Origin of the sequence: Duganella sp. Root336D2 (assembly GCF_001425005.1) — a bacterium.
Classification (GTDB): domain Bacteria; phylum Pseudomonadota; class Gammaproteobacteria; order Burkholderiales; family Burkholderiaceae_D; genus Rugamonas.
This window is the reverse complement of record NZ_LMDB01000022.1, coordinates 415,525-435,163: the sequence shown is the minus strand read 5'-3', so window position 1 is coordinate 435,163 and position 19,639 is coordinate 415,525. Positions and strand designations below refer to the sequence as shown.

The 19,639-nt window shown below is 61.9% G+C and carries 9 protein-coding genes; 4 read left to right on the top strand and 5 right to left on the bottom strand.

Going from position 1 to position 19,639, the window contains the following annotated elements; genetic code table 11:
• Nucleotides 1-188: 188 nt before the first annotated feature.
• From ASD07_RS17695 to ASD07_RS17675, 5 genes are all read right to left on the bottom strand, one after another.
• Complete coding sequence (locus tag ASD07_RS17695) at nucleotides 189-1,178, bottom strand: VTT domain-containing protein (protein WP_055933224.1); 990 nt, start codon at nucleotides 1,176-1,178, stop codon at nucleotides 189-191.
• A 30-nt stretch (nucleotides 1,179-1,208) separates the two neighbouring features.
• Nucleotides 1,209-3,431, bottom strand: a complete 2,223-nt coding sequence (locus ASD07_RS17690; protein WP_055933221.1) for a response regulator — start codon at nucleotides 3,429-3,431, stop codon at nucleotides 1,209-1,211.
• 70 nt (nucleotides 3,432-3,501) lie between these two features.
• Complete coding sequence (locus ASD07_RS17685) at nucleotides 3,502-5,175, bottom strand: ABC transporter ATP-binding protein (protein WP_055933218.1); 1,674 nt, start codon at nucleotides 5,173-5,175, stop codon at nucleotides 3,502-3,504.
• A 1-nt stretch (nucleotide 5,176) separates the two neighbouring features.
• Entirely contained in the window at nucleotides 5,177-6,205 is a 1,029-nt protein-coding gene (locus ASD07_RS17680) for an ABC transporter permease (RefSeq protein ID WP_055933215.1), read from the bottom strand.
• Between the two features lie 9 nt (nucleotides 6,206-6,214).
• Nucleotides 6,215-7,150, bottom strand: a complete 936-nt coding sequence (locus ASD07_RS17675) for an ABC transporter permease (protein ID WP_055933212.1) — start codon at nucleotides 7,148-7,150, stop codon at nucleotides 6,215-6,217.
• Nucleotides 7,151-7,391: 241 nt separating this feature from the next.
• On the opposite strand from ASD07_RS17675, the gene ASD07_RS17670 reads away from it, so the two are divergent.
• From ASD07_RS17670 to ASD07_RS17655, 4 genes are all read left to right on the top strand, one after another.
• Nucleotides 7,392-10,157 carry a TonB-dependent receptor gene (locus ASD07_RS17670; RefSeq protein WP_055933570.1) on the top strand — a complete coding sequence of 922 codons (2,766 nt, stop codon included), beginning with the start codon at nucleotides 7,392-7,394 and terminating at the stop codon, nucleotides 10,155-10,157.
• Nucleotides 10,158-10,533: 376 nt separating this feature from the next.
• Complete coding sequence (locus tag ASD07_RS17665) at nucleotides 10,534-13,431, top strand: TonB-dependent receptor (protein WP_055933209.1); 2,898 nt, start codon at nucleotides 10,534-10,536, stop codon at nucleotides 13,429-13,431.
• Nucleotides 13,432-13,598: 167 nt separating this feature from the next.
• A complete protein-coding gene (locus ASD07_RS17660; RefSeq protein WP_055933205.1) occupies nucleotides 13,599-16,415 on the top strand; it encodes a TonB-dependent receptor in 2,817 nt (938 codons plus the stop codon).
• Between the two features lie 393 nt (nucleotides 16,416-16,808).
• The gene (locus tag ASD07_RS17655; RefSeq protein ID WP_055933202.1) at nucleotides 16,809-19,601 is read left to right on the top strand and encodes a TonB-dependent siderophore receptor; all 2,793 of its coding nucleotides are present in this window, start codon (nucleotides 16,809-16,811) and stop codon (nucleotides 19,599-19,601) included.
• The last annotated feature ends 38 nt before the right edge of the window (nucleotides 19,602-19,639 follow it).

Here is a 19,639-nt window from a genome sequence, read left to right as displayed (position 1 = left end):
CTTAATGCTAAGGGATATGTTAGCCAGGACGCAAGGATTTCTTTGTAGTTTGAGTACAAGAACGAGGTAAATTAGGTTCGGATGCTACATAGCGGGATATATCGCAGGTAGTATGACTACTCACCCCATCCCCGGCAGGCAAGCGCCGCCCTGCCCGGAAGGGCATGCGGCAGGTCGGCGTTCACGATTTAATGGCGGGAATCTGCGGGCGTAAGGCCGTCCGGCACATGTTCGGCAATTACGGCAGATTCGCTTTCGCCGCGGAAAGCGGTATTCCAGGCATCGAGGCCGCCGTGCAAAGGCTTGGCGCGCTTGTAGCCGTGGGAATGCAGCTGCTTCGCCAGCTTGGCGGCAGTAACATCATTCGGGCAGCTGCAGTAGACGATGATGTGGCGGTCCTTCGGCAAGGACTTGATCACGGCCAGCGGGTCGCTCGCCCCCACCAGCAAGGCTCCCGGCACCGGCGGGTCGAGCATTTGCGCGGTAGCGCTGCGCGCATCCACCATCACCGGGTCGTGGCCGGAATCGAGCAGTTCCTTCAGTTCAGCGATGCTGATACGCTCGGTCTGCATCGCCTTCTGGAAGCGGCGGCGCTCGATGAACTTGGCCAGCACGAACAGGCCGAGCAGGATTACCAGCACCGTCAGCGCCGTCGATCCCATGGTCGACAGCACGTCGAGTACTTTATCGACATCGGCATGGAAATAGGCGCCGATCAGCAGGCCGGTGGCGCTCCACAGCAATCCACCCAGCAGGCTGAAACCAAGGAAGGTCGGCATGCCCGTGCCGAGCGCGCCGGCCATCGGCGGCGCAATGGTATTGAAGCCGGGGATGAATTTGGCCACCACCATCGACTTCGGGCCCCATTTGCGGAAATTGTCTTCCGTCTGGCTGACGCAGTAATCCGGCGACAGCGAGATCTTGCACAGCAGCTTGAGGATGCGCTTGCCAAAGCGGCGGCCGGCGCGGAACCAGAAGAAATCGCTGAGCAGGCATGCCAGCATGGCAACGCCCAGTACCACGGGAAACGGCGCGCTGTTGCTGTTATCGATGGCCAGGGCACCGGCCACGATCAGCACTGGATAGGCAGGAATTGGCAACCCCATCTGTTCGACCAGCACCACGGCAAAGACGATCAGGACACCATACTGCTGCAACAAGGTAATTAGGTTAGCCATAGTTCGCCTATGGTAGCGCAAAACGGGGGGCTAAGGCAGGACCCCCTCGACATACTGCAGCGAGAGCAGTTGCTGCAGCATGCGGAACAGCTTGTCCTGCTCCACCGGCTTATGCAGGAAGTCGTCGGCGCCGGCCGCCTGCGCCTGCTGCCGCTCGCCGCCGAAGGCAGACGCCGTCAGCAATACCACGCGCGGCTGCGGCAGGCTGTGGTCGGCGCGCAGGCGGCGCGTCGTTTCCAGCCCGTCCAGTACCGGCATGCGCCAGTCCATCAAGACCAGCTCCGGCTGCGATGCCGCAATCGCGTCCAGTGCTTCCACGCCATCCGACGCCTCCCGCACGTCGAAGCCGGCCGGCACCAGCATACTGCGCAACAGGTGGCGCCCCTCGCCACCATCATCGACCACCAGGATGCGCCGCCCCTGGTGCTTTGGCGCCAACTGTGGCAGGCGCGCCAACGGCGCCCCGGCATCGGCTTCTTCCGCCTCGATGGTGAAGCGGAATACCGTTCCCTCGCCCGGCGGCGGCGCTGCCTCGATTTCCAGTTCACCACCCATGATGCGCACGTACTGGCGCGAAATGGCCAGGCCAAGGCCCGGATCCTCGGGAATCCCGGCCCGCGCGGCATGCACCGCGAATGCCAGGCCGTGCCGCCCGCCCGGCAGGACGGTCGGACGCAGCGAAAGCCTGACCGTGCCATCGTGCGCAAATTTGAGCGCGCTGGTGACCAGGTTGAGCAGCACATGGCGCACTTTGGCGCCATCCATCGTCAAGGCGCGCGGCAAGGCGCCGCATTCAAGTTTCAGGACCACCCCGGCCTGTGCGGCGCGCTCGCCCACCATATCGCACACATCGCGCAGCAGTTGCGCCACATCGACCGCTTCCCGCTGCACGCTGACGCCGCCGGCCTCGATCCTGGACAGCTCGAGGATGTCGTTGATCAAAGCCAGCAAATGCTGCCCGCTGCGATGGATGATCGCCATATTGCGCTTTTCATCGGCCGTCATGGTGCTCGATTGCGCCATCAGGCGCGAAAAACCGATCACGGCATTCAACGGCGTGCGCAGTTCATGGCTCATGGTGGACAGGAACACACTCTTGGCGCGGCTGGCCGCCTGCGCCTCCGCGACGGCGACCGACAGGGCCGCCGTGCGCTCGCTCACCAGTTCTTCCAGGTGGCTGCGGTGGCGCCGCAATTCCTGCTCGCTTTCGGTGGCCTCGGTCACGTCGATGCTGACGCCCACCATGCGCACCACCTTGCCCTGCACATCGCGGAAGGAACGCGCCATCGAACGCAGGTGGCGCAGGGTGCCGTCAGGCCGGCGCACGCGGAACTGCAGGGAGAAGTCGCGCTCGCCGGTCAGGGCGGCCGCCACCTCGGCGCGGGCGCGCTCGCGGTCTTCCGGCACTACGCGTTCCAGCCAGGCCTTGTAATTGCCCCCTCCCAGCCGGGTGCCCAAGCCATACTGGCGCATGATCTCGTCGTCCTGGATCAGTTCATCGTAGATCACGTCCCAGTCCCAGATGCCGATGCGGGCAGCGCGGGTGGCCACGCTCAGGCGCTCTTCGCTTTCGCGCATGGAGCGGTAGCGGCTATCGAGCAGTTCCCACATCTTGTGGATGGAGTCCTTCAGGGTGCGCAGTTCGCCGTAGAACCAGGCTTTTTGCGGCGTGTCGCCCATGACGTACTGGCCGACCGCCTTCAGCGGCCGCAGGATCAGGAACCACAGCAAGCCATACAGGCTGGTGACCAGTACCGCCGCCAGCACCAGGATCGCAACCAGGTTGGAGCGGCGCTGGTCCTGCAGGTCCTGCCGCATATAGGCGGGCGTGGCGAAGACTTTGATGGTGCCGATGGTGGCGCCATCGACCACGATCGGGCGCTGGGCCACCAGCATGTCGGGCATGGTCGCCAGCGGCAGGCTGGTTTCCAGCTTGTCGCCTGCGCCACGCTGCACCACCTGCTCACGCTTGCTGCCGCTGCCGTACAACACGATCGCATGCAGGTCGCGCTGGTTCATGCTGGCGCGCATGATGGACAGCACCTGCTTGTCGTCGAAGTTCCAGGCCGGCATGGCCACACCCAGAGCCAGCTGGTCGGCGCTGATATTCAGCACGCGCTGCAGCTCCTGCCAGCGCTTGCTGCTCGCGGAATTGTAGGAGTAGGCGGCGAACACCAGCAGCACGGCGCTGACGATGGTCGTCAACGCCACGCTGACCAATAATGCGATGGAGGCAACTTTGTTCGAACGCAAAGACCTGCTCCGGCCGGGGCGCTGCGGTATGCAGCGCAGATGGCCAGTGTGCCAGCTTTACATGGGCCGATCAAGCAGCCCTGGGAATGGCCGCCAGCAGCGAACGCGTATAGGGATGCCGGGGATTGCGATAGAGTTCATCGGAATCGGCCATTTCCACCACTTCCCCCTTGTGCATCACCATCACCTGGTCGGAAATGTACTTCACCACCGACAGGTCGTGCGAGATAAAGATATAGGACAGGCCGAATTCGTCCTGCAGGTCCTGCAGCAGGTTCAGCACCTGCGCCTGCACCGACACATCCAGTGCCGACACCGATTCGTCGCACACCAGGATTTCAGGCTTCATCGCCAGGCAGCGCGCGATGGCGATGCGCTGCCGCTGGCCGCCTGAGAATTCGTGCGGATAGCGATGGCAGGCTTGCTGCGGCAACCCTACCCTCTCCAGCAGCGCCAGCGCCATCTGCGTGCGCTCCGCGTCGCTGGCGCCGATGGCGTGCAGCCGCATCGGCTCCAGCAGGATCTGGCCCACAGTGAAGCGCGGGTTCAGCGAGGCATACGGATTCTGGAAAATGATCTGGATGCGGCGCTTGAACGGCTGGAATTCCCTGGCACTCATGGTCAGCAGGTCGCGTCCCTCGAACAGGGCGCTGCCGCCTGTCGCCTGATGCAGGCGCAGCAGGGTCAGGCCGACGGTGGACTTGCCGCTGCCCGATTCGCCCACCACGCCCAGCGTCGTGCCGCGCGCCAGCTTGAACGACACGCCTTTGACGGCCTGTAGTTCGCGCTTGCCGAACAGGCCTTCGCGCAGCCAGAAGCTTTTTTTCAGGCCCTGCACGTCCAGCACGATATCGTCATCCGGGGCGCTGCCGCGCGTACGCTGCGGCTGCTGTTCGGCGGCGCCGAAACGCCCCTCCATGTAATCGTTGATCACCGGCAGCCGCAGCGGGCGCGCGTCGAGCGACGGCCGGCAGTGCAGCAGCGCACGGGTGTACAGGTCTGCCGGTTCGGCGAATACGGCGCGCGCATTGCCGCTTTCGCGCACTTCGCCGTGGCGCATCACGATCACGTCATCGGCGATCTCCGCCACCAGGCCCAGGTCGTGGGTGATGAACAGCACCGACATCTGGTGCTTTTTCTGCAGGCCGGCAATCAGCTCCATGATCTGCTTCTGGATCGTTACGTCCAGCGCAGTGGTGGGCTCGTCGGCGATCAGCAGCCTGGGCTTGCAGGCAATTGCCATGGCGATCATCACGCGCTGCTGCTGGCCGCCCGACATCTGGCCCGGGTAGGCATCGATCCTGGTCGCAGCATCGGCGATGCCGACCTCCTCCAGCAGTTCCAGCGTACGGACGCGGGCGCTGCGCCGGTCCATCCCCATGTGCAGGCGCAGCACTTCGCCGATCTGGAATCCGACCGTGAACACCGGGTTCAGCGACGACATCGGCTCCTGGAAAATCATCGCAATCTCCTTGCCGCACATGGCGCGGCGTTCGGCAGCCGACTGGTGCAGCACTTCGCGGCCCTCGAACAGCACGCTGCTTTGCGCGTCGATCAAGGTCGTCTGCGGCGGCAGCAGGCCCATGACCGCCAGCGAGCTGACCGACTTGCCGCTGCCCGATTCGCCCACCAGGGCCACCGTGCGGTTGTGCGGGATATCGAAGGAAACGCCCTTCACCGCTTCGACCGTATTGTTCTTGTCGGTGCGGAAGCGGATGCGCAAATTGCGGACCTGTAGCAGCATGTCATTTCACCTTGGGATCGAGCGCGTCGCGCAGGGCGTCGGCGAACAGGGAGAAGGCCGTCACCAACAAGGCCATGGCGCTGGAGGCAGCAGCCAGTTGCCACCATTTGCCGAGGATTAGTTCACTTTGGGCTTCGTTCAGCATCGAGCCCCAGCTCACCACACCGACCGGCACACCGAAGCCGAGGAAGGACAGGATGACCTCCGCCTTGATGAAACCCACCACCAGGATCGACACCTGCACCAGCGCCACGTGGCTGACATTGGGGAAGATGTGGCTGAACATCTTGCGCCAGGCCGATGCCCCGATGGCATCCGCCGCCATCACGTATTCGCGCGCCTTGTGCTTGATGTACTCGGCGCGGATCAGGCGGTAAGGGCCGGTCCAGCCGGTCAGCCCGAGGATCAGGACGATAGTCAGCACGCCTTTCTGCTGCAGCACCGCGGCCACGGTCAGGATCATCAGGATCGAGGGGATCGAGGTGAACACGTTGTAGAACCAGTTGAAGAAATCATCCACTATTCCGCCATAAAAGCCGGAAACTGCGCCGAACAGCGTGCCCAAGCCGACCGCCAGCGTGGCTGCGGCCAGCCCCACCACGATGGAGGTCTCGCCGCCCTTGATGGTCTTCAAAATGATGTCGTGGCCCCATTTGTCGGCGCCGAACGGCAGGCTTGGCGCGCGCCCGGCGGCCGGCTCCGCGACGGCTTTGCCCAGGGTGGCACGCAGCTCGCGCAGGTCGGCGGCCAAGGGGTCGAATTCGTTGGCGGGCGGTGCGCTGTCCGCAGCGCCCGGCACGCCCGGCGCGCTGGACGGCGGCGGCGCGGCGCGCGGCGCGGCAAACGTCGGCGGCGCGTAATTGAGCGCGACCTCCTCCTCCCAGCCCGCGGCCACCATGCCGCTGGCGGAGGCCGCAAGCAGGAGCAGGAAGGCCGCCACCACCGCCAGCGCCGCCATGGCCAGCCGGTCCGCCCGCAGGCGGCGCCAGGCCAGGGTCCACAGGCCGGCCGAATCATGAATTGCGTGCATGTGCGGTCCTTACTTGAGCTGTACGCGCGGATCGACAGCCTGGTACAGCACGTCGGTCAGCAGGTTGAATACCATGGTGGCCACGGCAACGTAGACGGTAATCGCCTTGATGACGGGGAAATCGGAGCGCTCCACCGCCAGGATCACTTCGCGCCCGATGCCCGGGATGCCGAAAAAGCGCTCCAGCAGGAAGGCGCCGATCAGCATGGCCGGCAGGTTGGCCATCACATGGGTGATGATCGGGATCGCCGCGTTGCGCAGCACATGCACCCACATGACGCGCCGCTCAGGCAGGCCTTTTGCGCGCGCCGTGCGCACGTAGTCCTGGCCCACTTCGTCCAGCACGAAGCTGCGGTACAGGCGCAAGGTGGGCGCCAGCGATACGGCCAGCCCGATCAGGATCGGCAATGCGGCAAAACGCAGGTTCTCCAGCAGGCTGCTGCCCCAGCCCTGCACCGGAAACCAGCCGGCCTGATAGGCGAGCCAGTACTGGAACACGATGATGTAGACCAGGATCGAGATCGACATGCCCACCGTGCATGCCAGCATGACTGCACGGTCCGCCAGCGTGCCGCGCAGGAAGGCGAGCGCCAGCGCCAGCGCGATGCCAAGCACAGTCTCCAGCACTGTCAGCGGCACCAGCACCGTCAGCGAAGGCCCGAGCCGGCTCGTGATGATGTCCGCCACCGCCTCTCCCGTGGCCCAGCTCTGGCCGAAATCGAAGGTGGCGATCTGCTTCAGGAAGATGCCGAGTTGCACGTACCAAGGCTGGTCCACCCCCAGCTGGCGGCGGATATTTTCGATGCTGGCAGCATCAGACATCTTGCCGGCCAGCAAGTAGGCCGGGTCGCCGCCAACCCAGTTGAACAGCAAAAACACCAGCAGCACCACGCCCAGCAGAGTCGGCGCCATTTGCCAGGTGCGACGTATCAAAAATGAAATCATCCTTGGCAATTATTCTATAAGTGGTTCACGTAGTATCGTTTCATAAATGAGACGGTTCGTCTGAAAAATGTATCGCTTACCAGTTTTTAATTGACGCAATGTTAGCCCAAATGCTCTCATCTTTCTCCGAGGAATCACCTAGATGGTTCCTTCGAATGGGAGCGCCGAAGCAGTAGTCAATAGCTGTAGCTCGTCTTTTTATTCCAAATTTTTGGAGATAGCAAACATGATGGAAAAAATCATGGCTCGTTCCGTACGGCTGGTTTGCGCCGGCGGTATGCTCGCCACCATAGCCGCCCCTGTCTTTGCCCAGGAAGCACCAGCGCCAATGCAGCGCGTGGAAGTGACCGGTTCGAGCATCAAGCGCGCGACCCAGGAAACTGCATCGCCGATCCAGGTCATCAGCAAGGAAGACCTGATGAAGTCCGGCAAGGCCACCGTGGCCGAATACCTGCAGACCCTGACCGTTGACGGCGCAGGTTCGCTGCCGACCGGTTTCGGCAACGGCTTCGCTGCAGGCTCCACCGCGATTTCCCTGCGCGGCCTTGGTGCGACGTCGACCCTGGTGCTGCTGAATGGCCGCCGCATGGCGCCGTTCGCCCGTGCCGACGACGGCCAGAAGAGCTTCACCGACCTGTCGACCGTGCCGATGCAGATCGTCGAGCGCATTGAAATCCTGAAAGACGGCGCTTCCTCCACCTACGGCGCAGACGCGATTGCCGGCGTGGTCAACATCATCCTGCGCAAGGACTTCGAAGGCCTGCAAGTCAAGGGCGATACCGGCTGGTCGCGCTACGACGACGGCAAGCAGAACAAGGCGTCCATCACCTACGGCCTGGGCAACCTGGACGACAACAAGTACAACTGGGTCGTCAATGCTGAGTTCATGGATTCGGATCGCCTGAAAAACAGCGACCGCAAGGACCGCGGCCACATCGGCAAGGGCGACCTGCGTCCGTACGGCTTCCCGATCGGCACCCAGTTCGCAGGCGGCTACATCGCCGGCAACAACAACGCTTCGGCAGGCCCTGCTGGCGCCATCCGCAACCCGGCCACGCTCGATTACGTCGGCCTGCCAGGCTGCTCGTTGCTGAGTACCACCGCGAACCAGGCCGGCGCCAACGGTGGCTGCCTGTGGCACCAGGACCAGTTCCGCGACATGCAGCCGGAGATCGAATCGATCAACCTGTACACCCGCGGCACGTGGCAGGTGAACGACAACACCCAGGTGTATGCCGAAGTCGGCTACTCGAAGCGCGATACCGCCTTTACCCTGACCCCGCCATCGATCACCCCGACTGTGGCCTTCCCGCCGAACGCCACCAACCCGCTGGGCTTTGTGAACTACGGTTCGCTGGCACTGATGGGCGCAAACCACCCGCAGAATCCATATGGCGCTGCCACCCGCGTACGCTACACAGCCTTCGACATCGGCCCGAGCACCCGCTCCGCCAATAACGAGTTCAACCGCTTCGTGCTGGGTGTCAAGGGTTCGTTCGCAGGCTGGGATTACGACGGCGGCCTGACCCACTCCAAGTCCAAGCTGCACCTGGACTACAGCAATATGCTGAACCTGAGCGTGCTGCGTACGGCGATGAGCGACCCGACCAAGTACGGCTGGTACTACATTGGCACCGAAGCGAGCAAGAATTCGGCCGCCCTGTACTCGGCCTTGGTCACCAGCGCGACCTCCGATTCGACCACCAAGCTGGACGTGATCGACTTCCACGCTTCGCGTGAACTGTTCGCCCTGCCAGGCGGCAACCTGGGCCTGGCAGTCGGTGCCGAACACCGCCGTGAAAAGCTGGAAAACCCATCGCTGTCCGGCTCCATTGACGGTTCGATCAACTCTTCCTACGTAGCTGCCTTCGGCGACAACAAGGTTTCGGCAGTGTTCGCCGAACTGGCTGCCCCGGTGCTGAAGGGCCTGGAACTGAGCGCTGCCGTACGTTACGACAAGTACGACAACTTCAAGTCCACCACCCCGAAAGCCGGCTTCAAGTGGACCCCGGTCAAGTCCTTCGCCCTGCGCGGTACTTACACCGAAGGCTTCCGTGCTCCTGGCCCAGCTGAAGGTTCGCCGCTGTCGCAATCGACCGGCACCTCGACCGTGCGCGACCCGATCCGCTGCCCAGGCGGCACCCCGGCAGCCGGCGGCGCCACCACCACCGACTGCGCGATCCCGGTCGCCGCAGTCAAGGTCGGCAGCGCTTCGCTGCGTCCGGAAACCTCGAAGGGCTCGACCCTGGGTGTGGTGTGGGATCCGTTCGATGGCACCAGCCTGGCGCTGGATGCATGGAAGATCAAGCGTAGCGACGAGATCAACCCGCTGCCATACAACGAAGCAGCTGCCCTGCCAACCGCGATCCGCAACGACAACAACCTGGTCGTCAACGGCGTAGCGATTCCTGGCACCGGCACCCTGGTGCTGACCCAGGCGCCATACCGCAACTCCAGCTTCACCGAAGTCAGCGGCATCGACCTGGACATCAAGCAGCGCATCCGCCTCGGCAGCTACGGCCGCGCCAACCTGGGCTTCGTCTGGACCCACACCGCGTCCTGGAAGCGCCACGAGTCCGCAACCACCGTGTACCAGTTCAACGGCACCCACGGCAACTGCGATACCTCGAACTGCGCCGGTACGCCTAAGAACAAGATGAACCTGAATGCATCGTGGGACTACGGCGACTGGAACGTTGCCGGTATCGTCAACTACCGCGACAGCATGGACAACGTCCTGTTCGCCGGCGACCTGTGCGCCTCCAAGCTGGCCAACGGCCAGCCAGGCACCAACGGTTGCAAGATCGCATCGTTCACCACCCTGGACATGTCGGCGCGCTACAACGTGAACAAGCAGTTCACGGTGTTCGCTTCGATCAACAACGTGACCGACAAGATCGCTCCACTCGATCCGCTGACCTACGGTGGCATGAGCTACAACCCGATGGACGCTTCCGGCGCCATTGGCCGCTACTTCAAGCTCGGCGCCCAGTACAAGTTCTTCTAAGCCGCTCGGCTTGAAGCACACAAAAACGGCACTTCGGTGCCGTTTTTTTTGTCCCGACGATTGAAGATTACTCAAGTTGTGTACACAAGCCTCTTGTATCTAAACAGTTACAAAGCGAAATATACAGGACCAAATCACCTGCATTTCATTCGCTAAGCATCTTACAAAAACCGCTATTTTGCGCAAAAACGCCGACATCTTTCATCATTCCCTTTTTCCGACAAAAACGTGCAATGTTGCGCTTTTGTAACAGCTTGTGGCTTTTTATTTCAAAAAGATTGCAAGCAAAGAACTCTTGCAAGAAAGTACCAACAGCCTATTGCTAGGTTTTGCGCAAACGCAAAGAACAGTCCAACTTCTGGGAGATCTAAGAATTATGATGAAAGAGAACACCCTGTCATATGCAATCCGCCTGGCGTGCGCCAGCGGCCTGCTGGCAGCCGGAGTCTGCGCACCAGTTTTCGCCCAGCAAACTGATGCCGCTATCCAGCGCGTTGAGATTACCGGTTCGTCGATCAAACGCATCGCCCAGGAGGGTGCGCTGCCGATCCAGACCCTGAGCCGCAAAGACATCGATCAAACCGGCGTGCAGAACGTGGCCGACCTGGTCGCCCTGCTGCCATCGATGCAGGGCATGATCACCTCGTCCGCCTCCATCAACGGCGGCGGCGGCGGCGTACAAAGCGCATCGGTGCACTCGATCGGTACCGACTACACCCTGGTACTGTTGAACGGCAAGCGCATGGCGCCATACGGCACCGGCAGCGCCGTCAACCTGGCCTCCATCCCGCTGGCAGCGGTCGAGCGCGTCGAGATCCTGACCGACGGCGCTTCCACCCTGTACGGCTCGGACGCCATTGCCGGCGTGGTCAACTTCATCCTGAAGAAAAACCAGAACGACCTGAGCATCGACGCCACCTACAACCGTCCGCAGGAAAAAGGCGGCCAGAGTTCCAATTTTTCGCTCACCAAAGGCTTCGGCAACTACGACAGCGACGGCTTCAACGTCATGCTGGCTTACAGCCACGACCAGAGCAAGGCACTGAGCGCGAGCCAGCGTGACTTCTCCAAATCCGGCGTGGTCAAATTCAGCAAGGAAGGCAAGCAATACGCCACCTGGCAGAACTCGATCAACTCGATCCCGGCCAATGCCGATGTATTCAACGGCCCCGACGTCGAAGCGACCTTCTCGCCGGACCTGGTCAACACCGGCAAGTGCAACGGCCCCAACACCTTCGCACGCGGCGGCGTCTGCCGCTACGACTACGCGGCTACCGTGGAACTGCTGCCGGAACTGAAGCGCGACAGCCTGTTCACCTCCGGCGCGCTGAAGATCTCCGACAAGACCCGCCTGACCGGCGAGTTCGTCTACTCCAAGTTCACCAGCACCGCCCGCTATGCAGCACCGGCGCAGCCGCTGACCACCATGAGCACCGATCCGGAAACCCACGTGAAGACCATCAGCCCGGTCTACATCGTGCCTTACAAGAAATCGGTGGAGCCGTTGCTGGCTGGCCAGGGCATCGATCCGAACGCGGTGACCGACGCCTACCTGTACTACCGCGCGCGTGACGCGGGCGGCCGTACCGACGACTGGGGCACCAAGGCGCTGCACTTCTCGGTAGGCCTGGACTCCGAGTTCGCCGGCTGGGATGTCGGCGCGGCCTATACCCATTCGCAGAACAAGCAGACCGACAAGGCCGCCGGCGGCTACATGAGCGGCGACAAGTTCGAAGCCCTGGTCCAGTCCGGCGCCTACAACCCTTACGTCTTCGACCCGAATTCCGCCGCCGTCCTGGCGCCGGCAGTGCTGCACGAAAACCTGTCGACCACCAAGTCCAAGCTCGATGTCGTGAGCGCCCACGCTTCGCGTGAAGTGTTCGCCATGGCAGGCGGCAATGCCGCCCTCGGCCTCGGCGCCGACTACACCATGCAGAAGTACGAAGACTCGCCAAGCAGGATCCTGATGGGCCCTGGCCCGGGCAACCCGGGCTGGACCGACACCGTCATCGGCGGCGGCACCGGCTCCCAGCCGCTGGATGCCAAGCGCAATAACTGGGGTGCATTCGGCGAACTGCAAATGCCCGTGATCAAAGGCCTGGATGTAACCGCCTCGGCGCGCTACGACAGCTACGACGCAGTCGACAAGCGCAACACCAGCTACGACGTGAACGGTAATCCGTCGCTGGCCGGCAAGCAGGGCAAAGACGTCTCCAAGGCCACCTTCAAGCTGTCCGCACGCTGGCAGCCTTCGAAGGAAGTCATGCTGCGCGGCTCCTACGGCACCGGCTTCAAGGCGCCGACCATGAACGACATCTCCGATCCGCTGAAGAACGCCGGCTCGTCGAACTTCTTCGCCTGCCCGATCAAGAACGCGGCCGACCCACGCTTCGCTTACTGCCGCGGGGTACAGGAATACGGCCTGCTGACCGTGGGCAACCCGGCCACCGGCGGCGAAGCGCTCAAGCCTGAAACCTCGAAGCAGGCTTCGATCGGCATGCGCCTGGAGCCAATGGACTCACTCTCTCTGGGCGTGGACTTCTGGGACGTGCGCCTGAAGAACCAGATCCAGAACCTGTCGCAGGACATGCTGTTCGGCACCGAAGCCCTGGCCAGCAAGTACGCCACCATCTACTTCGACCCGATCCAGAAATCGAAGGTCCTGGTCATGACCCAGTCGCCGCTGAACCTGGCCAGCTCGCGCTATCGCGGTATCGACATGGACGCGACCTTCCGCGCCGCCACCCCGATCGGCAAGCTGACCACGAACTGGAGCGCGACCTATATGCTGAAGGCCGAGAAGACCGTGCCTGATGCCGACCATCCTGGCACCAACAAGACCGAGAGCAGCATTGCCCGCTTCGACTCGTACGACGACGTGACCTTCCGCTGGATCTCGCGCCTGGTGTTCTCGCTGAAGTCGAGCGAGCAGTGGGCCAACTCGCTGACCGTGAACTACAAGTCCGGCTACGCCGACAAGGACTTCACGGAAGACGATGGCCGCGTGCGCTCGGTCAACGACGACGGCACCCTGGGCGGCTATGTCGACATGAAAGGCCGCAAGGTCAAGGCATATACCACCCTCGACTGGCAGTCGAAGTATGTCTTCAACCAGAACTTCTCGATCACCGGCGGTATCCGCAACCTGCTGGACAAGGATCCTCCACTGTCGATCCGCGACACCGGCGGCGGCAACCAGGTTGGCTACGACGGTCGCTACACCGACCCGCTGGGCCGTACTTTCTACCTGACCGCCAGCTACAAGTTCAAGTAATCGCGCATTAAATACAACTCCCGCTCCCCGCCCGCGCAAGCTGGCGGGGATTTTTTATGCCTAACTTAATTGTTTCAATTTGTTTCACTTATCAAACATCTATTGCTAAGCTATTGAGTCGGTGGTTTGATATCGCTCCCACTATTTCATTAATGAGACGTTTATCAATGATCATCGAGAAAGCCCTGTCGCGCTCCCTGCGCGTGATGTTCGCCGGTAGCCTGGCCATCGGCAGCGCAGCTGCCTTTGCCCAGGAAGCAGCTCCTGAAGCGCCGATGCAGCGCGTTGAAATCACCGGTTCCAGCATCAAGCGCATCGCTGCAGAATCCTCGCTGCCGGTACAGTCGTTCAGCCAGAAAGACATCAAGAAGACCGGCGTGTCCACCGTGACCGACTTCATCCAGCAATTGCCAGCCATGCAGGGCTTCTCCGTCGCGGCCGACTCGGTCGGCGGCGGCGGCGGCGGTGTCACCACTGCTTCCATCCACGATATCGGCGCCGCCTACACCCTGGTGCTGCTGAACGGCCGCCGTATCGCCCCGTCCAATTCCGGCACCACCATCGACCTGAACTCGATCCCGCTGTCGGCCATCGAGCGCGTCGAAGTGCTGACCGACGGCGCCTCCGCGCTGTACGGCGCCGACGCCATTGCCGGCGTGGTCAACTTCATCCTGAAAAAGGGTGCCACCGACTGGGAAATCAATGCCAAGTACTCGCGCCCCGAGCAGAGCGGCGGCGCCAGCAACGCAATCTCCCTGAGCAAGGGCTTCGGCGACATCGACGAAGACGGCTACAGCGTGTTCTTCTCGCTCAGCCACGATGAGCAGAAACAGCTCAAGGCATCGCAGCGCGACTTCGCCCGCACCGGCATCATCAACTTCACCGACCCGGCCAACGGCAAGCAGTTGCAGTTCATCAACGGTTCCTCGCGTTCGCTGCCAGCCAATGCCGGCGTGAACTACCTCTCCAACGAAATCGATCCGGCGACCGGCGAACGCGTCAGCAAGACCGTCAACCTGAACCCATACGCCCTGTCCCACGGCGGGAAGTGCGCCGCGGTCAATGCCGACTTCTACGGCGACGGCAACTGCTACTTCGACAACGCCTCGACCATCGAGATCAATCCGAAAACGCAGCGCGACGCCTTGTTCTCGTCCGGTAGCGTAAAGCTGGGCAACACTGGCTTCAAAGGTTTCTACGACCTGGCCTACACCGAAGCGAAAGTGATTGCCTCCATCGCCCCGTATCCGGCCGACTTCTCGATCGCCAAAGGTTCGGCCCTGTACAACAAGTACATCCAGCCTAACCTGAGCGCCGAACAGGATGCCGGCGCCACCTCCGTCGTGGCCAAGTACCGCCTGTACGAAATGGGCAACCGCACCTACGACTACGGCACCAAGGCCACCCACCTGGTGGCAGGCGTGGACGGCGCCGTTGCCGGCTGGGACGTCAACTCGGCCCTGACCTACTCCAAGAACAAGCAGACCCAGAAATACGTCGGCGGCTTCCCGCTGGCCGACAAGTTCCAGGCTGCGATTGACGCCGGCAGCATCGATCCGTTCGCCTACGGCCTCGGTGAAATGCCGCAAGCCATGCGCGACACCTTGCTGTCGACCGGCTTCAGCGGCACCTACAATACCCAGACCGTGGAAATGAAGGGCTGGGATGCCCGCGCCTCTCGTGAAGCGTTCAAGCTGCCGGGCGGTGCGGCGCAGATCGGCGTTGGCGTCGATTACCGCAACACCTCGTTCAAGGTCAAGCAGGCTGACGTGGCGAAGAACGCCCAGATCCTGTTCGACAACCCGCAAGTGGACAGCTCTTACGAGCGCGACAACTTCGGTGCCTACACCGAGCTGGTGATGCCAGTCAGCAAAGCGCTGGAACTGACCGGCTCCGCCCGCTACGACCAGATCGGCGCGATCGACAACAACCTGACCGGCAAGAAGGTCGGCAGCAAGGAAAACGCCGCCACCTGGAAACTGAGCGCCAAGTACACCGCGGCCAGGAACCTGCTGTTCCGCGCTGCGGCCGGTACCGGCTTCCGCGCCGCATCGATGCAGGAAATCGCCGGCCCGCTGGAAGACTGGGGCGTCACTGGCGGTAATTACCAGTGCCCGCTGACCGGCACCGGCCACCCGCTGGCCTCCTACTGCAACGGCGTGGTGCGACAGCAGTTCGAAGCCTTCCAGGGTGGCAACCCGGACCTGAAGCCGGAGAAGTCCAAGCAGTGGAGCATCGGCACCGTATTCGAGCCGACCAACGCGCTGTCGATGTCGTTTGACCTGTGGAATGTGGAAATCCGCGACCAGGTGACGTCGGTCTCCGAAGGCCTGATCTTCGCCGACCCGGCCAAGTACGCCAACCTGTTCACCACCAAGCACATCGGCTCGACCGGCGCCGACGTGCTGGCCATCAAACTGCTGCCGATCAATATCGGCAAAGTCGAGAACCGCGGCGTCGACTATGACTTCACCCACAAGACCAAGCTGTTCGACGGCAAGCTGACCAGCCGCCTGGCCGGCACCTGGCTGCTGCGTTCGCGCTACACCACCCCGGGCACCGACGACCAGTGGGAATCGAGCCTGAACCGCTACGGCTCGAACGACAAGGTCAGCTTCCGCCATGTGGTGCGTGCTTCGACCAGCTTCGAGCAGGCGCAATGGACTCACACGCTGAGCGCCAACTACCGCAACGGCTACACCGACAAGGAGCAAAGCGCGGACGTGTGTGCCGTGATCGTGGCTGGCCAGCCGGGCGAATGCTATGGCATTACCCTGCAGGTGCCGAGCTATACCACCTTCGACTTGCAGACGGCTTACCGTCCGCTGAAGAACCTGGAAATCACCGGCGGCATCATCAACCTGTTCGACCGCGATCCGCCGTTCACCCTGCGTAACGCCGGCTCGCACCAGGTTGGCTACAACCCGTCCTACTCGTCGGCACTGGGTCGCCAGTTCTACCTGAGCGCGTCGTATAAGTTCTAATTCGCCTGCTTAAAAAGTCCCCGCCTGCCAAGGCGGGGACTTTGACTGTTTACCCAAGTTTTGTGGCAAATCGGGCACACTTCCCCGCCCGTTAACAAGCTGCATTTCGGCAAGTCATCGCGGCCAATTCGGTCGAATAAAACACCCCTTCCCCGCGCAACATCGCGCAAAAAAGGCCAATCCAAGCCTTCATCGAACCGTCTCGTTACTACCAAGTGCGAAGTTGCATGCACAACTTCGGCATTTCTATGGATTGACACAATTCGTCAATGAATGATTTGATAAGCGCGGACGAAAGGCAGGGACCACAAGTTGCGCTGTTTGTCGTCAAACAAAAATTAAAGGGCCAGTAACGGCCTTAAACAGTTTGTAATTCTTGGGAGTATCAAAGATATGTTGAAGGAAACCATTCTGTCGCGCTCGATCCGCGTGATCTGCGCCGGTGGCCTGGCGCTTGGCATGCACGCTGCATTCGCACAAGAAGCAGCTGAACAGCCAATCCAACGCGTGGAAATCACCGGCTCCTCGATCAAGCGCATCGCTGCTGAGGCATCGCTGCCGGTTCAGACATTCAACCAGAAGGACATCCAGCGCACCGGCGTGACTTCGGTCACCGACTTCATCCAGCAACTGCCTGTGATGCAAGGCTTCACCGCCTCGTCCGACTCGGTTGGCGGCGGCGGCGGCGGCCTGACCACTGCTTCCATCCACGGCGTTGGCGAAACCTACACCCTGGTCCTGGTCAATGGCCGTCGTATCGCTCCTGCGAACTCCGGCACCACCATCGATATCAGCACCATCCCGCTGGCGGCCGTTGAACGTATCGAAGTGCTGAGCGACGGTGCATCCGCACTGTACGGCGCCGACGCGATCGCCGGCGTGGTGAACTTCATCATGAAAAAGGGCGCAGCTCCGCTGACCGTCGACGCCAAGTACAGCAAGCCGCAGCACCCGGGCGGCACCGACCGTACCGTGTCGATTTCGAAAGGCTTCGGCGACTACGAAGCTGACGGCTACAGCCTGTTCATGTCGTATAGCCACCAGAATTCAGACCGCCTGAAGGCTTCCCAGCGCGAATTCGCCAAGACCGGCATTATCAACTTCAACGATCCCAAGACTGGCAAGCCGCTGCAGTTCTTCAACGGCTCTTCCCGCTCGATTCCGCCAAACGTCACCGTTGGCTACCTTGACGGCGCCGGCGACAAGCAGTCGGTTTCGGTCAACCCATACCTGAAACTCAACGGCAAGTGCCCAGCCGCCCACGTTGACCTGGGCGACGGCCAGTGCTACTTCGACTACACCTCCTCGGTGGAAATCTCTCCTGAAATCAAACGCGACGGCTTCTGGGCGTCCGGCAGCCTGAAACTGGGCAACACCGGCTGGAAGGCGTTCTCCGACGTGTCGTTCAACAAGTCGCATATCTACGCGACCATCGCTCCTTATCCGGCTGAATTCTCGCTGGCACAGGGCAGCCCGCTGTTCACCAAGTACGTCCAGCCTTACCTGACTCCTGAACAGTTGAGCGGCATGACCTCGGCGACCGTCAAGTACCGCCTGCAAGACCTGGGCGGCCGTGCTTATGACTACGAAAGCAAAGCGTCCAACATCGTCGCTGGCGTCGAAGGCCAGGCCGCAGGCTGGGATATCAATTCGGCCGTGATCTACTCGCGCAACAAGCAGCCACAGAACTACCTGGGCGGCTTCCCTCTGGCCGACAAGTTCGATGCCGCGATCGCCGCCGGCAAGCTGGATCCATTCCCGTACGCACTGGGCGAAATGCCGCAGGGCATGCAAGACGTGCTGCGCTCCACCCAATACGTCGGCAACTACAACACCACCGACATCAAGGTGTACGGCTGGGATATGCGCGGCTCGCGCGAAGTCTTCTCGCTGCCAGCCGGCCCGGCCATGCTGGGTGTGGGCGCCGACATCCGCAAGACCAAGTTCTCGCAACGCGCCAACCAGGCCGTGGCCCATTCGGAAATCCTGTTCGACGACGACCAGCCGGAATACGCTTTCTCGCGCAAGAGCGGCGGCGTGTTCGGCGAACTGGAAACCCCGATTACCAAGGAATGGTCCGTCACCACCTCGGCGCGCTATGACCGCGTGACCAAGCTGAGCGACGACCTCAATGGCGGCGACGTCGGCAGCAACCAGTCGGCCGGCACCTTCAAGGTCAGCACCCGCTGGCAGCCAAGCAAGTCCATGGTGTTCCGTGGCGCTTACGGCACCGGCTTCAAAGTTGCTTCCATGACCCAGATCGGCCAGCCACTGGCTGACTTCGGCGTGACCGGCGGCACCTACAACTGCCCGCTGAGCGCAGCCAACGGCCTGCAGAACCACCCACTGGCGCAGTACTGCGATACCCGCGGCCAGCTGGAAGTGTTCCAGGGCGGTAACTCCGGCCTGAAGCCAGAGAAATCACGTCAGTGGACCCTGGGTGCCGTGTTCGAGCCAACCTCGAACTTCAGCGCCAAGATGGACCTGTGGTCGGTTGAGATCCGCGATGCGGTGACCAGCGTCAGCGAAGACCTGATCGCCAACAATCCAGGCAAGTACATCGACCTGTACACGGTGAAGCACAAGGCTTCCACCGGCCTGGACAAGCTGGCCATCAAACTGCTGCCGATCAACATCGGCCGTCAGGAAAACAAGGGCGTGGACTACGATTTCCAGTTCCGCGAAAAGGTTTGGGAAGGCAAGCTGACCGCGCGCCTGGCCGGTACCTACATCTACCACTCGAAGTACACCACGCCAGGCACCAACGACTCGTGGGAATCGAGCCTGAACGTGTACGGTTCGGATAACACTGTGCAGTTCCGCAACGTGATCGCCACCAGCCTGACCTACGACATCGGTCGTTTCACCCACAACCTGGTGGGCAACTTCCGCAATGGCTACAAGGACAAGCACCACGACGCGGAAAACTGCGCGGTCAACACCAACGACGCAGCAGCGGAGTGCGTGGACGTGCAGCTGGACGTGCCAAGCTACACCACCTTCGACTGGCAGACCACCTTCCGCGCCATGAAAGGCCTGGAGCTGACCTTCGGCGTGAAGAACCTGACCGACCGCGATCCACCGTTGTCGCTGCGTAACACCGGTTCGCACCAGTTGGGTTACGACCCACGCTACGCCAGCGCCCTCGGCCGCACCTACTACCTTGGCGCACAGTACAAGTACTGATTGCTGAAGTAGCTTGAGTAAAAAAACCCCGGCTGTGC